Source organism: Komagataeibacter medellinensis NBRC 3288, assembly GCF_000182745.2.
In the GTDB taxonomy this organism is placed as follows: Bacteria; Pseudomonadota; Alphaproteobacteria; order Acetobacterales; family Acetobacteraceae; genus Komagataeibacter; species Komagataeibacter medellinensis.
Genome location: NC_016027.1, coordinates 1,611,895 through 1,631,016, shown reverse-complemented (window position 1 = coordinate 1,631,016; position 19,122 = coordinate 1,611,895). Strand labels below are relative to the sequence as shown.

The 19,122-nt window shown below is 61.2% G+C and carries 17 protein-coding genes and 2 tRNA genes; 14 read left to right on the top strand and 5 right to left on the bottom strand.

Annotation, left to right across the window (positions count from 1 at the left end; translation table 11 throughout):
• The first annotated feature begins 14 nt into the window (after positions 1–14).
• The 3 genes from GLX_RS07455 to GLX_RS07445 are packed head-to-tail and all read left to right on the top strand — an operon-like array spanning position 15 to position 3,814.
• A complete protein-coding gene (locus GLX_RS07455) occupies positions 15–1,502 on the top strand; it encodes a paraquat-inducible protein A (protein ID WP_014105375.1) in 1,488 nt (495 codons plus the stop codon).
• Complete coding sequence (locus GLX_RS07450; RefSeq protein ID WP_014105374.1) at positions 1,499–3,163, top strand: PqiB family protein; 1,665 nt, start codon at positions 1,499–1,501, stop codon at positions 3,161–3,163. The genes GLX_RS07455 and GLX_RS07450 overlap by 4 nt, the downstream gene beginning before the upstream one ends.
• Positions 3,164–3,166: 3 nt before the next feature.
• Positions 3,167–3,814 (top strand): PqiC family protein, encoded by a 648-nt coding sequence (locus tag GLX_RS07445; RefSeq protein WP_014105373.1) that lies wholly within the window; start codon positions 3,167–3,169, stop codon positions 3,812–3,814.
• Positions 3,815–4,027: 213 nt separating this feature from the next.
• Here GLX_RS07445 and nusG read toward each other — a convergent pair whose 3' ends face one another.
• The 3 genes from nusG to GLX_RS07430 form a co-directional block, all read right to left on the bottom strand.
• Positions 4,028–4,558 (bottom strand): transcription termination/antitermination protein NusG, encoded by a 531-nt coding sequence (nusG, locus tag GLX_RS07440; RefSeq protein WP_010508943.1) that lies wholly within the window; start codon positions 4,556–4,558, stop codon positions 4,028–4,030.
• 8 nt (positions 4,559–4,566) lie between these two features.
• Entirely contained in the window at positions 4,567–4,761 is a 195-nt protein-coding gene (gene secE / locus GLX_RS07435) for a preprotein translocase subunit SecE (RefSeq protein WP_041247702.1), read from the bottom strand.
• Positions 4,762–4,897: 136 nt separating this feature from the next.
• Positions 4,898–4,974 (bottom strand) — tRNA-Trp (locus GLX_RS07430).
• Positions 4,975–5,197: 223 nt separating this feature from the next.
• Here GLX_RS07430 and GLX_RS07425 point away from each other — a divergent pair.
• The 7 genes from GLX_RS07425 to atpC all read left to right on the top strand — a co-directional run bounded on the left by GLX_RS07425 (position 5,198) and on the right by atpC (position 12,104).
• Positions 5,198–5,271, top strand: a tRNA-Gly gene (locus GLX_RS07425).
• Between the two features lie 99 nt (positions 5,272–5,370).
• On the top strand, positions 5,371–6,801 hold the full coding sequence (locus GLX_RS07420) for an MFS transporter (protein ID WP_014105371.1): 1,431 nt from the start codon (positions 5,371–5,373) through the stop codon (positions 6,799–6,801).
• A 304-nt stretch (positions 6,802–7,105) separates the two neighbouring features.
• On the top strand, positions 7,106–7,702 hold the full coding sequence (locus GLX_RS07415) for a F0F1 ATP synthase subunit delta (protein ID WP_041247259.1): 597 nt from the start codon (positions 7,106–7,108) through the stop codon (positions 7,700–7,702).
• Entirely contained in the window at positions 7,702–9,240 is a 1,539-nt protein-coding gene (gene atpA / locus GLX_RS07410) for a F0F1 ATP synthase subunit alpha (protein WP_014105369.1), read from the top strand. The genes GLX_RS07415 and atpA overlap by 1 nt, the downstream gene beginning before the upstream one ends.
• Before the next feature lie 16 nt (positions 9,241–9,256).
• Positions 9,257–10,138 (top strand): F0F1 ATP synthase subunit gamma, encoded by an 882-nt coding sequence (locus GLX_RS07405; RefSeq protein WP_014105368.1) that lies wholly within the window; start codon positions 9,257–9,259, stop codon positions 10,136–10,138.
• A gap of 32 nt (positions 10,139–10,170) precedes the next feature.
• On the top strand, positions 10,171–11,646 hold the full coding sequence (gene atpD, locus GLX_RS07400) for a F0F1 ATP synthase subunit beta (RefSeq protein ID WP_014105367.1): 1,476 nt from the start codon (positions 10,171–10,173) through the stop codon (positions 11,644–11,646).
• Between the two features lie 32 nt (positions 11,647–11,678).
• A complete protein-coding gene (gene atpC, locus GLX_RS07395; protein WP_014105366.1) occupies positions 11,679–12,104 on the top strand; it encodes an ATP synthase F1 subunit epsilon in 426 nt (141 codons plus the stop codon).
• A 213-nt stretch (positions 12,105–12,317) separates the two neighbouring features.
• Here the strand turns inward: atpC and queF are convergent, their stop codons facing one another.
• Positions 12,318–12,797 (bottom strand): preQ(1) synthase, encoded by a 480-nt coding sequence (queF, locus tag GLX_RS07390; RefSeq protein ID WP_041247701.1) that lies wholly within the window; start codon positions 12,795–12,797, stop codon positions 12,318–12,320.
• A gap of 138 nt (positions 12,798–12,935) precedes the next feature.
• Here queF and rnd point away from each other — a divergent pair, with 138 nt between their 5' ends.
• Together rnd and GLX_RS07380 are read left to right on the top strand one after the other, a co-directional pair.
• Positions 12,936–14,123 (top strand): ribonuclease D, encoded by a 1,188-nt coding sequence (gene rnd / locus GLX_RS07385; RefSeq protein WP_014105364.1) that lies wholly within the window; start codon positions 12,936–12,938, stop codon positions 14,121–14,123.
• 147 nt (positions 14,124–14,270) lie between these two features.
• On the top strand, positions 14,271–14,897 hold the full coding sequence (locus GLX_RS07380) for a GcrA family cell cycle regulator (RefSeq protein ID WP_193360681.1): 627 nt from the start codon (positions 14,271–14,273) through the stop codon (positions 14,895–14,897).
• Between the two features lie 102 nt (positions 14,898–14,999).
• Here GLX_RS07380 and GLX_RS07375 read toward each other — a convergent pair whose 3' ends face one another.
• A complete protein-coding gene (locus tag GLX_RS07375; RefSeq protein ID WP_014105362.1) occupies positions 15,000–15,620 on the bottom strand; it encodes a bactofilin family protein in 621 nt (206 codons plus the stop codon).
• A 283-nt stretch (positions 15,621–15,903) separates the two neighbouring features.
• Between GLX_RS07375 and GLX_RS07370 the strand changes: the two genes are divergently transcribed.
• Positions 15,904–16,914: an adenosine kinase gene (locus GLX_RS07370; RefSeq protein WP_014105361.1), complete on the top strand. Its 1,011-nt coding sequence runs from the start codon at positions 15,904–15,906 to the stop codon at positions 16,912–16,914.
• A 189-nt stretch (positions 16,915–17,103) separates the two neighbouring features.
• Positions 17,104–18,927 (top strand): translational GTPase TypA, encoded by a 1,824-nt coding sequence (gene typA, locus GLX_RS07365; protein ID WP_014105360.1) that lies wholly within the window; start codon positions 17,104–17,106, stop codon positions 18,925–18,927.
• Positions 18,928–19,122: the final 195 nt, after the last annotated feature.

Genomic DNA, 19,122 nt, shown 5'->3' with positions numbered 1-19,122 from the left:
ATGCTGGGCGGTGTATGAGCATGTCACCTTTCTCCACACGGCTGCGCTGTGATGATGCGGGGCTGGGCCACGTCCCGCATGTGCGCATTATTGGCGGCCTGTCGGAATGCCCCGGCTGCGGGCTGTACCAGCGCGTGCCGGACCTGGAGGCAGGCCAGCAGGCCACCTGCACGCGTTGCGGGCAGAAGCTTGCGCGCAGGCGGCGCACCGCCCCGCTGGCAACGCCGCTGGCCTTCTGTATCAGTTCGGCCGCGTTCTACCTTGCGGCCCTTGCCTCCTCGCTCATGACACTGGATGTCTATGGCCGCCAGCGCACGGTGGACCTGCTGACCGGGCCGATGGAACTCATGCATGAAGGCTGGGGAGAGGCAGGGCTGCTGGTTGGCGCGGTTACGATTCTGGCGCCTGCGGTTGCGATCGGGTTCATGTTCGCCATCCTGTATGCCGCTTCGTGCACACGTCTGCCCGACTGGGCGCCGGGCGTGCTGGTGTGGTACGACAAGCTGCGGCCATGGTCGATGGTCGAGGTCTATATTCTTGGCATCTTCGTGGCTTACACCAAACTGACTGATATGGCGCATGTGGACGTGGGGCCTGCGGTGTACCTGATTGGTGCATTGATGCTGACCATGGCCGCTACCGATTCGACACTGGATACCGAGATGATCTGGCGCCACCGCCGGATCGACCGTGTCACCCGTAACGAAAACGGCCAGAAGGTGGTGGTGGATTACGCCCATGTGGACGAGACCGGCCTGCCGCCGGTAGACCATCTGGTCGCCTGCACATCGTGCGGACTGGTGGGGGAACTGGCGCAACCGGTTACCAACATGCACTGCGTAGGCATCTGCCCGCGCTGCGAGCACAAGGTATGGCGCCGCCTGCCGCAGTCGCTCACCCGCACCACCGCCTTCCTGATCGCGGCCATCGTGTTCTACATCCCCGCCAACCTTTACCCGGTCATGACCTTCCTGCGCATGGGCGGCGGCGGGGGGCATACCATCATCGAAGGCGCGATCGAGTTGTGGGTGGATGGCATGATCCCGCTCTCGCTGCTCGTGTTCTTTGCCTCCATCACCGTGCCCATGCTCAAGATCCTCAGCCTGGGGTGGATGATTGGCCAGACCTGGCGTGGCGCGCGGGGGCATCTGGTGGCCCGCACCCGGCTGTTCCGGCTGGTCGACATGGTGGGTCGGTGGTCGATGATTGATGTGTTCATGATTTCAATCCTTGTGGCGGTCGTGCGCTTCAATGCCATGGCCAGTGTCACCGCCAATGCGGGCATGGTGGCGTTTGCCGCCGTGGTGGTGCTGACCCTGCTGGCGGCGTGGAGCTTTGACCCGCGCATCATGTGGGATGCGGCAGGGCGCAACGGCCCGGTAACTGACGGCCTGCCGCCAGCCGTGCTGCGCGCGCAGGCCGGGCGCGACGGTGCCGTATCTTCTTCTTCCCTTACCCCGGCTGGTATTGTTCCAGCCCGCATGGAGCCAGATCAGGCGTGAATGACGATTTTCCATCCAATGATCCGCACGGTGCGGTGCCACAGGCCCGTGCACGGAAATACCGTTTTTCAGTGGTCTGGCTTGTGCCGATCGTGGCGCTACTGATTGCAGGCTACCTGGGTTGGAAAGGGATAACCGGGCGCGGGCCGCTGATCGTCATCACCTTCGATACCGCCGATGGCCTGACCAGTGGTCAGACCGAGGTCAAGAACAAGGCGGTCTCGCTCGGCACGGTTGATTCCATCCGGCTGAGCGATGATTTTCACCATGTGGAAGTCCGCGTGCGCATGACCTCGGCGGCAGGCCGCATGCTGACTGACCATGCCCGCTTCTGGGTCGTGCGCCCGCGCATCAACGGTGCCAGCGTGACAGGTCTGGAAACCGTCATGTCAGGTGCGTATATCGCCATGGATGCGGGTGAACCCGGTGGCCGCTACATCACCCACTTTACCGGGCTTGAATCTCCGCCGGGTGTGCGCTCCGACCAGCCGGGACATACCTATACGCTCATTACCCAGTCCCTTGGTTCATTGGGGCAGGGGGCGCCGATTTTCTTCCGCGATGTGGTGGTGGGCGAAGTGCTGGGCTACACCATGCCCCCCGAAGGACGCGGGCCGATCAAGGTGCAGATTTTCGTTCAGGCACCGTACGACCACTACCTGCGCACCAATACGCGCTTCTGGAACGTATCGGGCGTGCAGGTGGGCCTTGGCGCGGGCGGCCTGAAGGTGAAGTTGCAGTCCCTGCAGGCGTTGCTGTCCGGTGGCGTGGCGTTTGACCCGCCCGATGTGCGTAACGAGAAGAATACCCTGCCCATCACCGCCGGGCCGGATACCACCTTCCAGCTTTATGACAGTGCCGAGGAAGCCAACAGTGCGGGCTACCGTGAGCGGATTCCGCTTGTCACTTATATCACCAGTTCCGTCACTGGCCTGACCAAGGGCGGCAGGCTGACCATGTTCGGCATACAGGTCGGCATGATTGATGATGTGCGCCTGCAGGTCGATCCGGCAACGGGTAAGGCGCAGGTACGGGTTGCGATGGAACTCCAGCCCGAGCGTGTGCTCGATAACCAGCAGGTCTCGCCCAAGGCGCTGGCGGCCCTGCTGCGCACGCAGGTAGCGGACGGACTGCGGGCTTCGGTGCAGAGCACCAGCATGCTGACCGGCGAATCCGAAATCGGGCTGACCTTCGTCAAGAATGCCAAACCTGCCCAGGTTCAGATGGAAGGCGATGCCATGGTGCTGCCGGGCCAGGCGGGCGGCATGGCCGGGATTATGGATTCGCTCTCTACCGTAAGTGACAAGATCGCTGCGATGCCCCTGACCCAGATGGGTGAAAACCTGAACAGCCTGCTGGCCCATGCCGATGCCCGGATCAATAGCCCCGATACCAAGCAGGCGCTGACCGCGCTGCGGAGTTCACTACAGAACCTGCAGGTCATATCGCATGATGCGCGCTCTGAAATGCCACAGTTGCTCAGTGGCATGGACAAGACACTCAAGAATGCGAATTCCGTGCTGTCCAGCTATGGCGGGGATACGGACTTCCAGCGCAACCTGCAGCAGATGATGCAGCAGCTTAACGATGCCGCGCGTTCGCTGCGCTTCCTGTCGGATTTCCTGACCCATCACCCTTCCGCACTGATTACGGGACGATAAGACATGCAACGCCCCTTCTGGCATTTCACTCCTTCCCGGCCGCCGCGCGTGGTGGCATGTGCCGCAGTGGCGGGGCTGCTGGCACTGGCAGGCTGCGGTTCATCCGACCCGACGCTGTACTCCCTGGCCCCCATTGCCAGCACGCAGCCGACCGGTATGGGGGGGCAGGTGCCCGCCGTAATCGAGGTCCGCACGCCCGGCGTACCGCCCTCGCTGGACCGGCAGAACATTGTCGGCACGCAGGATGACTACAGCCTGACCCCGTTGGCGGGGGCGGCCTGGAGCGAGCCGCTTGCCCCCATGCTGGGGCATGTGCTGGCCACTGACCTGCAGCAGCGCCTGCCCGGCCGTAGCGTCTTTGCCCAGAACGATGCGACCACCGTGCCCGCACAGGGTTTTGTGGAAGTAGAGATCACCCGCTTTGCCCGTGATGCGAGCGGCGTGGTGCATCTGGGCGGCAGCCTATCTGTGCACAGGGCGGGAGATGCCGAGCATGCGCTGTCCGTGCCGCTTGCGCTTACGGCTACACCTGCCGATAGCGGTACACGCGCCATGGTGGCGGCCCTGAGCCAGCTTGCGGGGCAGGTGGCGGATATGGCGGCAGAGAGGCTGCAGGCCCTGCCGCCTGCGCCCGCTCAGACTCGCCGGTAAAAACCTGAAATCATAAGAAAGTTTTTGGTGAAGCTTGTTCAAGAAGCTTCAAAGGCTGCTGCCTTTTTGAAAAAAGGCAGCAGACAAAAACCTTTATTATTTTTTATCAAGGGCTTGCTGTGAACCGTGCAAACGCACTGTTGGCAGCCTGAAAAGTGACCGGACAATAAAAAAGGTGCCCGGAGGCACCCTTTTTTCAGAAATGGGGAAGGATCAGACCTTCTCCACCTGATTGTATTCCAGATCCACCGGTGTTGACCGGCCAAAGATGGAAACGCTGACCTTCAGGCGACCGCGTTCCTCGTCTACTTCCTCGATCGTGCCGTTGAACGAGGTGAAGGGACCATCGGCCACGCGGATCTGCTCGCCAATCTCGAAAGTGACGGAGGGGCGCACGCGCTCCACGCCTTCCTGCGCCTGTTTCATGATCCGCTCGGCCTCGACCTTGGGGATGGGCGAGGGGCGCGTCTTGCTGCCCAGGAAACCGGTAACCTTGGGCGTGTCCTTGACCAGGTGCCACGCCTCATCGGTCAGTTCCATGTTGACCAGCACATAACCGGGGAAGAATTTGCGCTCGGAGTTGACCTTCTGGCCCCGACGCACTTCCGTCACCTCTTCCGAGGGGACAAGGATTTCACCGAAATGATCGGCCAGACCCTTCTGGGCGGCCTGTTCCGTGATGTGCTGGGCTATCTTCTTCTCGAAGCCCGAATAGACGTGGATCACATACCACCGCTTGGCCATGGCTGAACTCAGCCTCCCAGTCCGAAGAGTTTCCGTACGGCAAGGCCGATCACCTCGTCGACGAGGAAAAAGAAAACCGATGCAAGACCGGCCATGGCCAGGACCGCACCCGTTGTCATCAGGGTGGCGCGTCGTGTCGGCCAGGTGATTTTTCTGGCTTCGGCACGTACGTCTTCAACAAATTTCGCGGGACTGACCGACACGAAATACCCTTCCTGCAACGCCACGGCGCACCAACTGGACTGCTCCAGCCAGTGCGGGGCCTAAGAATCCGGTGCGGACCATTGTGGCCCGACCCATCGGGTGCCAGGCCGGAAGGGTAATGCCCGACCGGTAGAATGGCAGGGGTGGAGGGTCTCGAACCCGCAACCTCCGGTTTTGGAGACCGGCGCTCTAGCCAATTGAGCTACACCCCTGCAAAGCCGCCTGCGAAACCCCGAAACATCTGGTGTGGCGTAAACCACACCGTTTCGGGTCATCCATGCGAACCCGGCACAGGAAGCGGAAAAAAGTATGACTCGCGTCGAAAGTCAAGGGGGTATGGCATAAAAAGCAAAAGTTTTGTTCCTATTAGGGCTGGCGCTGGTTTATGGCTTGCAACCGGCGGGGCAGAAACGCTATAGGTCTGACAACCTGTGGGCGGGCGTAGCATAGTGGTAATGCAGTAGCCTTCCAAGCTTCTGAGGAGGGTTCGATTCCCTTCGCCCGCTCCATACAGCCCCTTGAAACAGATATTTTTTCCGGTCCTTTGCTGCCGGAAGCGCGGCGGCCCCCGCCATGGGCCATGGCGTTCAGGTCAGGGGTGATCCGTCATGGCAGTTAGTCCCTCCGTCACCATTTATCCGCGTATCGTGCTGGCAACGTGCTGCCTCAGCCTTCTGCTGGTTATGATGGATGTGACGGTGGTTAATGTCGTGCTTCCCTCGATCCGTGCGGAAATGCATGGCAGTTTCTCTACCCTGCAATGGGTGGTGGACGCCTATACCCTCATGGTGGCCAGTCTCATGCTGCTGGTCGGTTCGCTGGCTGACCGCTTTGGGCGGCGGCGGATGTTCCTGTTGGGTATCGGCCTGTTCTGCGGCGGGTCGGCCCTGTGCGGTCTTGCGCGTAGCGTGGACATGCTGGTCATGGCGCGCGCGGTGCAGGGCATTGGCGGCTCCATGCTCAATCCCGTGGCTCTTTCCATCCTGACCAGCGTCTATGTCGAACCGCGCGCCCGCGCGCAGGCCATCGGCACATGGGGTGCCACGTCCGGTGTGGCGCTGGCGCTGGGGCCGATCGTGGGTGGCGTGCTGGTGCACTGGGTGGGTTGGCAGGCGGTATTCTGGGTCAATGTGCCGATCGGGTTGATCGCGATCGCGCTGACCCTGCGCTTTGTGCCGGAATCCCTTGGTGGGACAAAACGGGCAATCGACGCGCCGGGACAATTGCTGGCCATCGTGGCGCTGGCCATGATGACCTCAGGTCTGATCGAGGCGCATAATTATGGCTGGGCTTCTCCAACCATTTTCGGATTCCTAGGTTTCGGGTTCCTGTCTATCGTGGCTTTTGTGCTGGTCGAGCAGCGTGCGGCGACCCCGCTGATTGACCTGCGGTTTTTTCGGGCATGGCCCTTTTCCGGGGCAATCGTGATTGCGGTGCTGGCGTTTGCCATCTTTAGCGCGTTTCTGTTCCTTAACACGCTCTACCTGCAGGGCGTGCGTGGCCTGCCCGCCCTGCAGGCGGGGCTGTGTACGTTGCCCTTCGCCTTTGGCAGCATGCTGTGCGCCCCACTTTCGGGGCGGCTGACGGGGCGGTATGGCGCGCGCCTGCCGCTGGTGCTCTCATCCGCTGGATTCGTGCTGAGCGCCATCCTGCTGACCCGTTTGGACACCACAACCCCGTTGGGGATGCTGCTGCTTTCCTACGGGTTGTGCGGGTGTGGGTTTGGTATGTGCAATGCTCCCATTACCAATTCCGCCATTTCCGGCATGCCGCGCGCGCAGGCGGGGGTCGCCGCGGCTATCGCCTCCACTAGCAGGCAGGTGGGCGCACTTCTGGGCATTGCGCTGGGGGGCGCGCTGAGCGCGGGCAGCGTGCGCGCGGATGGGGTGCAGTGGAGCACATTTGCACAGGCTACACATGTGGTGTGGTGGTGCATGATTGCCGCCGCCTTGGGTATTGCGGTTCTGGGTATGGTTTCGACCGGAATCCGTGCCCGCAAAAGCGGGCAGGATGTGGCGGCATTATTGGATTCAAGATAACGCACCACTGATATGCTGTTTTTGCATGCCACTTTCCGAGAAATCCGCCGCCCGGCTGCGTCGCGCGGCTACAAAATCGCCGCTTTGCTGTTTCCGAAATGGCATCGGACATGTATGATCCCGCCAACCTGTAACGGGGGCGTGCGCAGGCACGGGAAAGCGGTCGGCTTGGCGGCATTGGTATTGTGTCCGCCTGCTGTCAGGTCTGTTGCGTGTGCCTGCGCTGCGTGCTAGAGCCGCGCCAGCAGCGCACGGGACCTGCGGTTTCCGAGCAGGCAGCGTGTGTTTGAATCAAGATTCTGGATTGGAAAAGCGGACAGTGGATTCGGGTGGAACGACCTCAATACCGATCGCCTCCATTGCCAATGGCCTTCCCGGTCGTTATGCGACGGCGCTCTATGAGCTTGCGGCGGAACGCCAGCAGCTTGACCCAGTTCTGGATGAGGCTACGCGCCTTGCCGCAATGATCGACAGTAGTGCCGATCTGCGCACTGTGCTGACGGACCGGACACTCGATATCCGTGACAGCCGCCGCGGTGTCGCCGCTGTTCTGGTTGCCGAAGGGTTCGGCCCCCTCATGAATGATTTTGTTGGCGTGGTGGCGGATAACCGCCGCCTTCCGCGCCTGCGTGAAATTCTTGCCGCGCTGGCGGCTATCGCTGCGGCACGGCGGGGGGAAGTGGTGGCGGATATCGTCTCCGCCCACCCCCTGACCGACCTGCAGCGTGTCCAGCTTCGCAGCCGCCTTACCGAGGCCGGCTATTCCAAAGTCAATATCCAGGAGCGTGTTGACGCGGCCCTGCTGGGCGGTCTGGTCGTGCGCATTGGCGCCCGCCTGTATGATACCAGCCTCAGATCCCGCCTTACCCGCCTGCACCATGCCATGAAGGGAGCCGCGTGATGGAAATCCGCCCCTCCGAGATTTCGGATATCCTCAAGCAGCAGATCGCCACGTTCGACAAGGCGACCGACGTTGCCGAGACAGGTACCATCCTGTCCGTGGGCGACGGTATTGCGCGTGTCTACGGCCTGCAGAATGTTGAAGCCGGCGAAATGCTGGACTTCCCCGCCAGTGGCCAGAAAGGCATGGCGCTGAACCTTGAAAATGACAATGTCGGTGTTGTCATTTTTGGTGATGACTCCTCCATGCGCGAAGGCGATGTCGTTGCCCGTACCGGCAAGGTGGTGGAAGTGCCCACCGGCAAGGCGCTGCTCGGTCGCGTGGTTGACGGTCTTGGCAACCCGATCGACGGCAAGGGGCCGCTGGTTGGTGAAGTCATCAATAAGCGTGCGGAACTCAAGGCCCCCGGCATCATGCCGCGCCAGTCCGTGAGCGAACCGATGCAGACCGGCATCAAGGCCATTGACGCGCTCGTACCCATCGGACGTGGCCAGCGTGAACTGATTATCGGTGACCGTCAGACCGGCAAGACCGCCATCCTGATCGACACCATCGTCAATCAGAAGAACGTCAATGCCCTGGGTGACGAGAGCAAGTCGCTCTACTGCATCTATGTCGCGATCGGGCAGAAGCGCTCAACCGTGGCACAACTGGTGCGCACGCTGGAAGAGACCGGCGCGATGGAGTATTCCATCGTCGTGGCGGCTACCGCGTCCGACCCGGCGCCGATGCAGTACCTGGCGCCCTACGCCGCGTGCTCCATGGGCGAGTATTTCCGCGATAATGGCATGCATGCCCTGATCGTGTATGATGACCTGTCCAAGCAGGCCGTTGCTTACCGCCAGATGTCGCTGCTGCTGCGCCGCCCGCCCGGACGTGAAGCCTATCCGGGGGACGTGTTTTACCTGCATTCCCGCCTGCTGGAACGCGCAGCGAAAATGTCCGACAAGTTCGGTGCCGGTTCGCTGACTGCTCTGCCGGTGATCGAAACGCAGGCAGGCGACGTGTCCGCCTATATCCCGACCAACGTGATTTCCATCACCGATGGCCAGGTCTTCCTTGAAACCGACCTGTTCTACCGTGGCATCCGCCCTGCCGTGAACGTAGGTGGTTCCGTGTCCCGCGTTGGTTCAGCGGCACAGATCAAGGCGATGAAACAGGTTGCCGGCAAGATCAAGCTGGAACTGGCCCAGTATCGTGAAATGGCTGCGTTCTCGCAGTTTGCATCTGATCTGGACCCCGCCACCCAGAAGCAGCTGGCCCGTGGCGCACGTCTGGTAGAACTGCTCAAGCAGCCCGAAACTTCACCGCTGTCGGTTGAAGAGCAGGTTGTGGTGCTGTTTGCCGGCACGCGTGGCTACATTGATGCCGTGCCGGTCGATAAGGTCACGACCTATGAAAAGCGCCTGCTGGATGATGTCCGTACGTCGGGCAAGGACATTCTGGAATCGATCCGCACCCAGCGTCAGCTGAGCAAGGATATCGAAAGCCGTCTGAATGATTTCCTGACGACATTCGGCCGTCAGTTCGCCAACTGAGGAAGATCGGGCAACCATGGCTTCCCTGAAGGAACTGCGCGCACGGATCGGCAGCGTCAAATCGACGCGCAAGATTACCAGCGCGATGAAGATGGTCGCGGCAGCCAAGCTGCGCCGGGCGGAAACCCGTGCAGCGGCCGCTCGTCCATATGCTGACGCAATGCGCCGCATGCTGGCCGAAGTCGGTCGTAGCGTGGCAGGCCAGGGCGGGCAGCCTGCACTCCTGACCGGAACCGGTCAGGACAAGGTGCATCTGCTTATCCCGATGTCCAGCGACCGTGGTCTGGCCGGTGCATTCAACTCCAACATCAACCGTACGACCCGTAACCTGGTGCTTAAGCTCCAGGCCGAGGGCAAGACCGTCAAGATCCTGCCGGTCGGGCGCAAGACGTACGAATTCCTGTCGCGCGACTTTGCCGACCTGATCATCGATCACCGCCATCTGGCCGCAGGTAAGGAAATTCCCTTTTCCGCCGCGACGGAACTCGGTGAGCAGATCGCGGCGCTGCTGGAAAAGGGCGAGTTTGACGTCTGCACGCTGGTCTATAACCAGTTCCGCAACGTCATGACCCAGACGCCCACAGAAATGCAGCTCGTGCCGCTGGCGTTGCCGGATAATGACAACGCCGATGAGTCCGATGTTGCAACCTACGAGTTTGAGCCCGATGAGGGCACGCTCCTGACCAGCCTGCTGCCGCGTAACCTGCAGGTGCAGATCTACGCGACCATGCTGGAGACCGCAGCGGGTGAAAACGGCGCGCGGATGACGGCCATGGATAACGCGACCCGCAACGCGGGCAAGGCCATCGACGGGCTGACACTGAAGTACAACCGTACGCGTCAGACCAATATTACCAATGAACTGATCGAGATCATCTCGGGCGCGCAGGCTGTCTGAGGATCGATCTTCACGCTCACAGGAGCTGTCCCATGTCGGAAACCACAACTCAAGAGGCTCCTGTCTCCACGCAGGCGCAGAAAAGCAATGTCGTTGGTCGCGTGACGCAGGTCCGCGGCGCCGTTGTTGACGTGCAGTTCGAGGGTACGCTGCCGCATATCCTTGAAGCGCTGCATATCCAGCTCAACGGCCAGACCTTGGTGCTGGAAGTGGCGCAGGAAATCGGTGAACACGAAGTCCGCTGCATTGCCATGGATACGACCGATGGCCTGAGCCGCGGCGTGGAAGTGACCGCCACTGGCACCCAGATCACCGTGCCGGTTGGTCCGGGCACGCTGGGCCGTATCCTCAATGTCATCGGTGAGCCGATTGATGACCGCGGCCCGGTGCAGGCCGTTGGCCGTTCCTCCATCCACCGTGCCGCCCCGGCTTTTGATGAGCAGGCTGCCGCGACCGAGATCCTGCCCACGGGCATCAAGGTTGTCGATCTGCTGTGCCCGTACCTGAAGGGTGGTAAGGTTGGCCTGTTCGGTGGTGCTGGCGTGGGCAAGACCGTCATCATCCAGGAACTGATCAACAACATCGCCAAGGCGCATGGGGGCGTGTCGGTTTTTGCTGGCGTGGGTGAACGTACCCGTGAAGGTAACGACCTGTATTACGAAATGCAGGACGCGAACGTCATCAAGCTGAATGGCGATTCAACCGAAGGGTCCAAGGTGGCGCTGGTCTATGGCCAGATGAACGAGCCGCCGGGTGCGCGTGCGCGTGTTGCCCTGTCCGGTGTGACGGTTGCGGAATATTTCCGTGATGTCGAAGGTCAGGACGTACTGTTCTTCGTCGACAACATCTTCCGCTTTACGCAGGCTGGTGCCGAAGTGTCCGCGCTTCTGGGGCGTATTCCTTCCGCTGTGGGCTATCAGCCCACGCTAGCGACGGAAATGGGTGCCCTGCAGGAGCGCATCACTTCCACCAAGAAGGGTTCGATCACCTCGGTGCAGGCCGTTTACGTGCCGGCCGATGACCTGACCGATCCGGCACCTGCCGCGACCTTCGCCCATCTGGATGCAACCACGGTGCTCAACCGTTCCATTGCGGAAATGGGCATCTATCCGGCCGTTGACCCGCTGGATTCCACATCGCGCTCACTTGACCCCAAGATCGTGGGTGATGAGCATTATCAGGTGGCACGTGACGTGCAGCGTATCCTGCAGACTTACAAGTCCCTGCAGGACATCATCGCCATCTTGGGCATGGATGAACTGTCGGAAGACGATAAGCTGATTGTGGCGCGTGCGCGTCGTATCCAGCGCTTCCTGTCCCAGCCGTTCCATGTGGCCGAAGTGTTTACGGGTGCACCGGGCAAGCTGGTTTCGCTGGAAGATACGGTCCGCTCGTTCAAGGCGATCGTGGCGGGTGAATATGATGACCTGCCTGAAGGTGCCTTCTACATGGTTGGTGCGATTGAGGAAGCGGTGGCCAAGGCTGAGAAAATGAAGGAATCGGCCTGAACCCCGCCCCCCTGACGCAAGGAAGATAGACCATGTCCATTAAGGTCAAGATTGTCAGTCCGGAAAAGGTCATGTTCGCGCATGATGCCGATATGGTCGTCATGCCAGGGTCGGAAGGTGATATCGCGGCAATGCCGGATCATGCGCCGCTCATGCTGATGCTGCGCGGTGGTGTGGTTGATGTTTATGAAGGGGCGGCAGTTACAAACCGCTTCTTCGTGGCGGGTGGGTTTGCCGATATGGCACCTACCCACTGCACCATTCTGGCTGACCGGGCGCTGCGGGTTGAAGATCTTTCGGTTGACGATGCGGAAGCACGACTGGAAGGCCTGGAAAAGTCCTATGAGGCGGCGGACAAGATGAACGTGCCCGCGCTGGATATCCTCATGGGCAAGATCCAGTCTGCCCGTGCCGAGATCGAGGCCGCGCAGTCTGTCGTGCCGATTTCATCGATCTGATGCTTTATGTTTCATGCCCGTAAGGGCATGGGACCAGGTAATTGATCCGTAAAAAGCGCCCTGTTTGGGGCGCTTTTTTTGTTTTTAAAATAATAGGAAGTTTTTGGTGAATCTTTTTCCAAAAAACTTCAGAGAATACCGTCTTCTAAAAAAGCGATACCAAACAAAACTTTATTATTTTTTTATCAAGGCATGAAAATCACGGCTGATTGCTCAGCCGCGTCCACGATAGCCAGGTACATCCTGCGCAGGAACCCAGACGCCATCGGGCGCGGTGCCGGTCTGCCAGAATATGTCGATCGGTATGCCGCCACGGGGGTACCAGTAGGCCCCGATCCGCAGCCAGACAGGCTTGAGCAGGTCAACCAGTGTCAGCGCGATCTGCATTGAACATTTTTCGTGAAATGCACCATGATTGCGGAAGCTGGTCAGGAACAGTTTGAGGGACTTGCTTTCTACGATCCATTCATCGGGAATATAGTCAATCACGATATGTGCGAAATCCGGCTGCCCGGTAACCGGACAGAGCGATGTAAACTCTGGCGCCGTAAAGCGGATAACATAGTGTTGCCCGCGTTCGGGGGCGGGTACGCGTTCCAGTCTGGCTTCTTCGGGGCTGGAGGGTTGGGTGGCATTCTGGCCAAGCTGGGTCAGGGACCGACTGCCGTCATCAGGGATAGGGCGGGTGTTCATGAAGGGATCCATCAGCACTGGAATAGGGTTGCATGGCTCATGCAGGATTGGTGTGGCTTGCGTCAACGGAAATACAGGGGGTCGGCATGCGGTTTTCCCGGCTTTCGCAACAGGGGGCAGGCGTGATAACTGCACGCTATGGCACGTGTATCCCGACCCGAATTTCCTGCTCCTGTTCTGATAACCACCACGGCGGAGCTTGAGGCTGTCACTACGCGACTGCGCGGTGAGCCGTTTGTCACGATTGATACCGAGTTCGTGCGCGAACGTACGTACTGGCCCGAACTGTGCCTGGTACAGCTGGCCGGGAAAGATGATGTGGTGGTGATCGACACGACCGCCCCGGGTATTGATCTGTCTTCCCTGGGGGAACTGCTGGATGATGCGGGTGTGGTCAAGGTCTTTCATGCCGCGCGGCAGGACCTTGAAATTTTCCTGCACCTGTTTGATCGCCTGCCTGCCGCCCTGTTCGATACCCAGGTCGCGGCCATGGTGGCGGGGCATGGCGACCAGGTGGGGTATGACAATCTTGTCTGGTCCTTGCTGGGTGTGCAGATCGACAAGTCACATCGCTTTTCCGACTGGTCGGCCCGCCCGCTTTCCCCGGCCCAGATCGGGTATGCGGCGGCGGATGTCACGTATTTGCGGCTGGTCTATGACAAACTGCTGACCCAGTTGCAGCAGGAAGGCCGACTGGAGTGGGTTGCGGCCGAATTGGATGTGCTCAATAACCCCGCCACCTTCCGCCCCGACCCGTTTACATTGTGGGAAAAGATGCGTCCGCGCACCAACAACCGCCGTATGCTGGGCATTCTGCGTGCCATCGTGGCGTGGCGGGAAGGGGAGGCCCAGCGTATCAACGTGCCGCGCCAGCGCCTGCTCAAGGATGAAAGCCTGATGGAAATCGCGGCCACCATGCCGGCGACCATAGAGGCTCTTGCCCGTGTACGCGGTGTCTCGCGCGGCTTTGCCGAAGGGCGGAGCGGCCAGACCCTGCTGGAAACCGTGGCGCAGGCTCAAACCATACCCGAAGCGGACCTGCCGCGCCTGCCCAAGGGGCGTGCAAAGGATACGCAGCGTCCTTCGCCCGCGCTGATCGCGCTGCTCAAGGTGCTGCTGGCTGCCTGTTGCGAGACGCATCGTGTGGCTCCCAAGCTCGTGGCCTCATCAGAAGACCTGGACCGTTTTGCACTGGATGACGCAGCGGATATTCCTGCCTTCCATGGCTGGCGTAACGAAGTTTTTGGCAAGCTGGCGCGCGAACTCAAGGCAGGGCGTCTGGTCATGGGGGTCGAGGAAGGCAAGGTAAAGCTGATCCACGATTGATCCAGCGCCGGCCTTGCGCGTTTTACCGGGGTTGCAAACAGGTTATGCGCAGAACTGTCCACAAGATTCTGTGCATTGGGAGTTGAGCCGGATAGGGGATGCGCCTAGTTTCCCCCCATTCCGCGTAAGGAGTGCTGAACGATGGCGATGGAATGGACCGAGGAGACGATCGCGCGCCTGCGTGATCTGTGGCAGCAGGGTTTGTCGACTGCGGAAATCGGCCGCCAACTGTCGGTTACCAAGAACGCGGTTGTGGGCAAGGCGCATCGCCTTGGCCTCAAGCCCCGTCCGTCGCCTATCCGCAGGGCGGCGAAGCCCGTAACGGCGGCGCCTGCGGCTGAATCTGCCGCAGCGATGGCCTCGGCCCAGGCAGCGCCCTCTTCGCCAGCCCCGGCAGAGGTGGAAGCCGCGCCTGCCGCCGCAGCTGTCCCGCCCCCTGTGCCGCAGGCCGCCCCCGTGGTTCCGGTCGAGGCATCCCGGCCCAAGGTGGAAGTCACTGCGCCAACGCCTGCCGCTACCGCGCAGGAGCCGGCGGTAGAACCGCGTGCGCCCCGTCCTTCCGCCCGTGCAACGCGCGCTGCGGCCGCAGCGCTGCGGCCGGTCAGTGAACCGCGCCGCCGCAGCAGCCAGTCCTGCTGCTGGCCGCTGGGTGATCCCGGCACGCCGGGCTTCCATTTCTGTGGGGCTACCCCACTACCGGGCAAGCCCTACTGCGCTGAACATGCCCAACTGGCCTATGTCAAGCTGCGTGACCGGCGCGATAACGTGGCCTGATCGTTCACGCTGTTTGGTTGCTCCCATTAAAAAACGCCAGGGCATGACTGCCACTGGCGTTTTTTATATCCCGCCCGGCATGCCGGGCGGAACATAAGCTGTTCAGCTTGCGACCGGACGCGGGGCGGGCTGGGCCGCAGGGGTAGCCGGAGCGGGGGTTGCAGGGGCTGCGGGAGTGGTGATCATTTCCAGCTGACCGGTAACCTGTCCGCCATCTTCCACCTTCAGGCGACGGCACTTCGCCTTGCCCAGCAGGCGCCCGGTGGAGCGGATGGTCAGGCTGCCGCGTACCGTAAGCGTGCCGTCGATGGTGCCGGCCAGTTCCGCGTCCTCGACTTCAACTTCACCCTTGAAGATGCCGCCCTGTGCAATCTGTAGTTCGGATGCGTTGATCAGCGAGGATTCAACCGTTCCTTCCACGACCAGACGCTCGGCGTCCTGAATGGTGCCCTGTACGCTGATGCCACGGCCAACGACCAGGGTCCGGCGGTCATTTTCCTTCTTGGCTGCAGGTGCGCCCGGGGCACCGGGGCGCGGTGCGCCACCCGGAACGGGGGAGGGCGTGGGCGGGAAGGGAGGACGGGCCATGGATGCGTTTTCCTTGCTGGCAGGTAGGGAGGGGGAGGAAGTGCCACCGGCGGCGGCCGGACGGCCCGGCTGCTGCGCGGGGGGCGGAGTGGGAGCAGATGGCTGGGTTGCTGCTGGCTTGCGTCTTTTAAACAATATTACCCCGCTTGGTTATGCTGCATCGGAACACAGAACGCTCCGGACTGGAAGATACTTACGCTCTCGGGCTGGTTGCAGGCCGCAGCCCCCTTCCATCGGTTATACTTGCCCCGATCAGGTGGACAAGGGCGTTAAGGGGAACAACGGTGCTAAAATATCATCCGTTGCGCCGCTTACCGGCCAATGATAGCGATGCGCTGCATCATGTGGGGACAAATGGGTTATTTCATGGCGTCCGGCGCCATGCCCGCGTGGAAAAGATGGGGCAAGGAGCCAGGATATGGAAAATTCGGGACAGACGGCGGAATGCCGGTTCGACCTGCTGGGCATCGGCAATGCGATTGTCGATGTTCTGGCGCCGGTTGAAGCCGATTTCCCGCACAGCAATGGCATGACGCCGGGCAGCATGACACTGATTGATGCCGCGCGTGCCCAGGCGCTGTACAACCAGATCACGCGCGAGAAGGAAATGGGCGGCGGGTCGGCTGCCAATACCTGTGTGGTGGCGTCCAACATGGGGGCGCGGGTGGCCTATCTGGGCAAGGTGGCGGATGATGCGCCGGGCCGCGCCTTTGCGGCCGACATGCAGGCGGCTGGTGTGTATTTCCCCTCATCCCCGCTGCAGGGCGATGCCAGCGAGCACAGCCCCACCGCGCGCTGCATCATCCTTGTCACACCCGACGGGCAGCGGACCATGAACACCTATCTGGGCGCCTGCGTCACCTTCAGTCCGGCCGATGTGCTGGCTGATGTCGTGTGCGCATCAAAGGTGCTGTATATGGAAGGTTACCTGTTCGACCCGCCAGATGCGCAGGAAGCCTTCCGCACGGCCGCACGCATCGCGCACGAGGCGGGGCGCAAGGTTGCCCTTTCCCTGTCCGACCGTTTCTGCGTGGACCGTCACCGCAAGGCTTTCCATGACCTTGTGCGCGGGCATGTCGATATCCTGTTCGCCAACGAGACCGAGATCTGCGCGCTGTACGAGACCGATGATTTCGAGGAGGCGGCCCGCCGCGTCGCCACCGAGACGCACTTCGCTGTCCTGACCCGCTCCGAACAGGGCAGCGTGATCATACAGGACAGCAAGCGTATCGTGATCGACAGCGTGCGCACGCAGGTGGTGGACACGACCGGGGCGGGCGATGCCTATGCGGCGGGTTTCCTGGCGGGGTGGACATCGGACCGCACGCTGGCCGAATGCGGGCGTCTGGGCAGTGTTGCCGCATCGGAAGTGATTTCGCATTACGGCGCGCGCCCGCTCATGAACATGCGCCAGGACATGGATTTCTGAGCAGGGCCGCCCCCATCATGCGGGTGTGAGGGGGGAGTACGCGAAGTTTCGCGTGCAATCCCGCCCTTTCCCCGTTATCTACGCACCCAGCAGCCACCCATTCCGCCGCTGCACGCACGGGTATCCGCCCGTAATGTGCCGCTGCGCCCCTTATGGCATCCGCCAAGGAAAGTCAGGTCAAGAGCAGTTATGGATATCCGCAATATCGCCATTATCGCGCACGTCGATCATGGCAAGACCACACTCGTCGATCAGCTTCTCAAACAGTCCGGTTCCTTCCGTGACAACCAGCACGTTGCCGAACGCGCCATGGACAGCAATGACCTGGAGCGTGAGCGTGGCATCACCATCCTGGCCAAGTGTACGTCGGTTGTGTGGAAAGATACCCGCATCAACATTATTGACACCCCGGGCCATGCCGATTTCGGTGGTGAGGTCGAGCGTATCCTGAGCATGGTTGACGGCGCGGTCGTGCTGGTCGACTCCGCCGAAGGCGCGCTGCCGCAGACGAAGTTCGTGGTGGGCAAGGCGCTGGCGCGCGGCCTGAAGCCGATCGTGGTCGTCAACAAGATCGACCGTGGCGATGCCCGTCCCGACGAAGTCCATAACGAGATCTTTGACCTGTTCGCCGCCCTGGGCGCGAATGACGAACAGCTTGATTTCCCCATGCTGTACGCCTCGGGCCGTCAGGGCTGGGCCGATACGGAAATCGAGGGACCGCGCAAGGACCTTTCCCCGCTGTTCGACCTGATCCTGCGCCACGTACCGGCGCCGAAGGTGAACAAGGACGCGCCGTTCGCGATGGTCGCCACCATCCTTGAAAACGACAACTTCCTCGGTCGCGTGCTGACCGGTCGTGTTGAACAGGGCACGGCAAAGATGAACATGCCGGTGCATGTGCTGCGTCCCGATGGTTCGGTTGTGGAAACTGGCCGTCTGACCAAGCTGCTGTCCTTCCGTGGCCTGGACCGCGTGCCGGTGGAAGAAGTCGAAGCCGGTGACATCGTGGCCGTGGCCGGCCTGTCGGATGCGACGATTCCCGAGACGATCGCTGCCCTTGAAGTCAAGGAACCGCTGCCCTCCACCCCGGTTGACCCGCCGACGCTGTCCATGACCTTCCGCCTCAACGATGGCCCGCTGGGTGGCCGTGAAGGCAAGAAGGTCACGTCGCGCCAGATCCGTGACCGCCTGTTCAAGGAAACGGAAGGCAACATCGCCATCCGCGTATCCGAAAGCCCCGAGAGCGAGGCTTTCGAGGTAGCCGGCCGTGGCGAACTGCAGCTTGGCGTGCTGATCGAGCAGATGCGCCGCGAGGGTTTCGAGCTGACCATCGGTCGCCCCCGCGTGCTGTTCCGCACCAATGAGGAAACCGGTGAGCGCGAAGAGCCGTTCGAGGAAGTCCTGATTGACGTGGACGAGCCGTATTCGGGCGTTGTGGTTGAAAAGATGGCGCTGCGCAAGGGCATCATGCAGGACATGCAGCCCTCTGGCGGTGGCAAGGTGCGCCTGACATTCCAGATCCCCTCGCGCGGGCTGATCGGCTATCACGGCGAATTCCTGACCGACACGCGCGGTTCGGGCATCATGAACCGCCTGTTCTCGGGCTATCAGCCCTATGTCGGCCCGATTGCCGGCCGCCGTAACGGTTCGCTGATCTCGTCCGAAGATGGCGCGACCACGCAGTATTCGCTGTTCTCGCTGCAGGACCGTGGCACGCTGTTCGTCGATGCGGGCGAGAAGGTTTACGTGGGCATGATCATTGGCGAGCATTCGCGTGAGAATGACCTGGAAGTGAACCCGATCCGTGAAAAGAAGCTGACCAATATCCGTGCCGCCGGCAAGGATGAGGCCCTGCTGCTGATTCCGCCGCGCAAGATGAACCTTGAGCAGGCCATCGCCTATATCGAGGATGATGAACTGGTTGAGGTCACACCGTCTGCCGTGCGTATCCGCAAGCGTTACCTTGACCCGCACGAGCGCAAGAAGCGCGAACGTTCGGGCACGGTTGACTGATTTCCTGCCCTGCCCCGTGTGGGACTGCAATCTTTAGTAATGTTTCAGTTCTTGAGATTGTGGTCCCCATGCGGCAATTAGATGATGCTTTCCATAAATTTAGAAATTTTAATTCGAGACACTCCCCATGCGGCATGTTACAGCATGGGGGTCAGTCCGGGTGTAGCGATTCGCTCTCCTGGTGGACGTATTGGG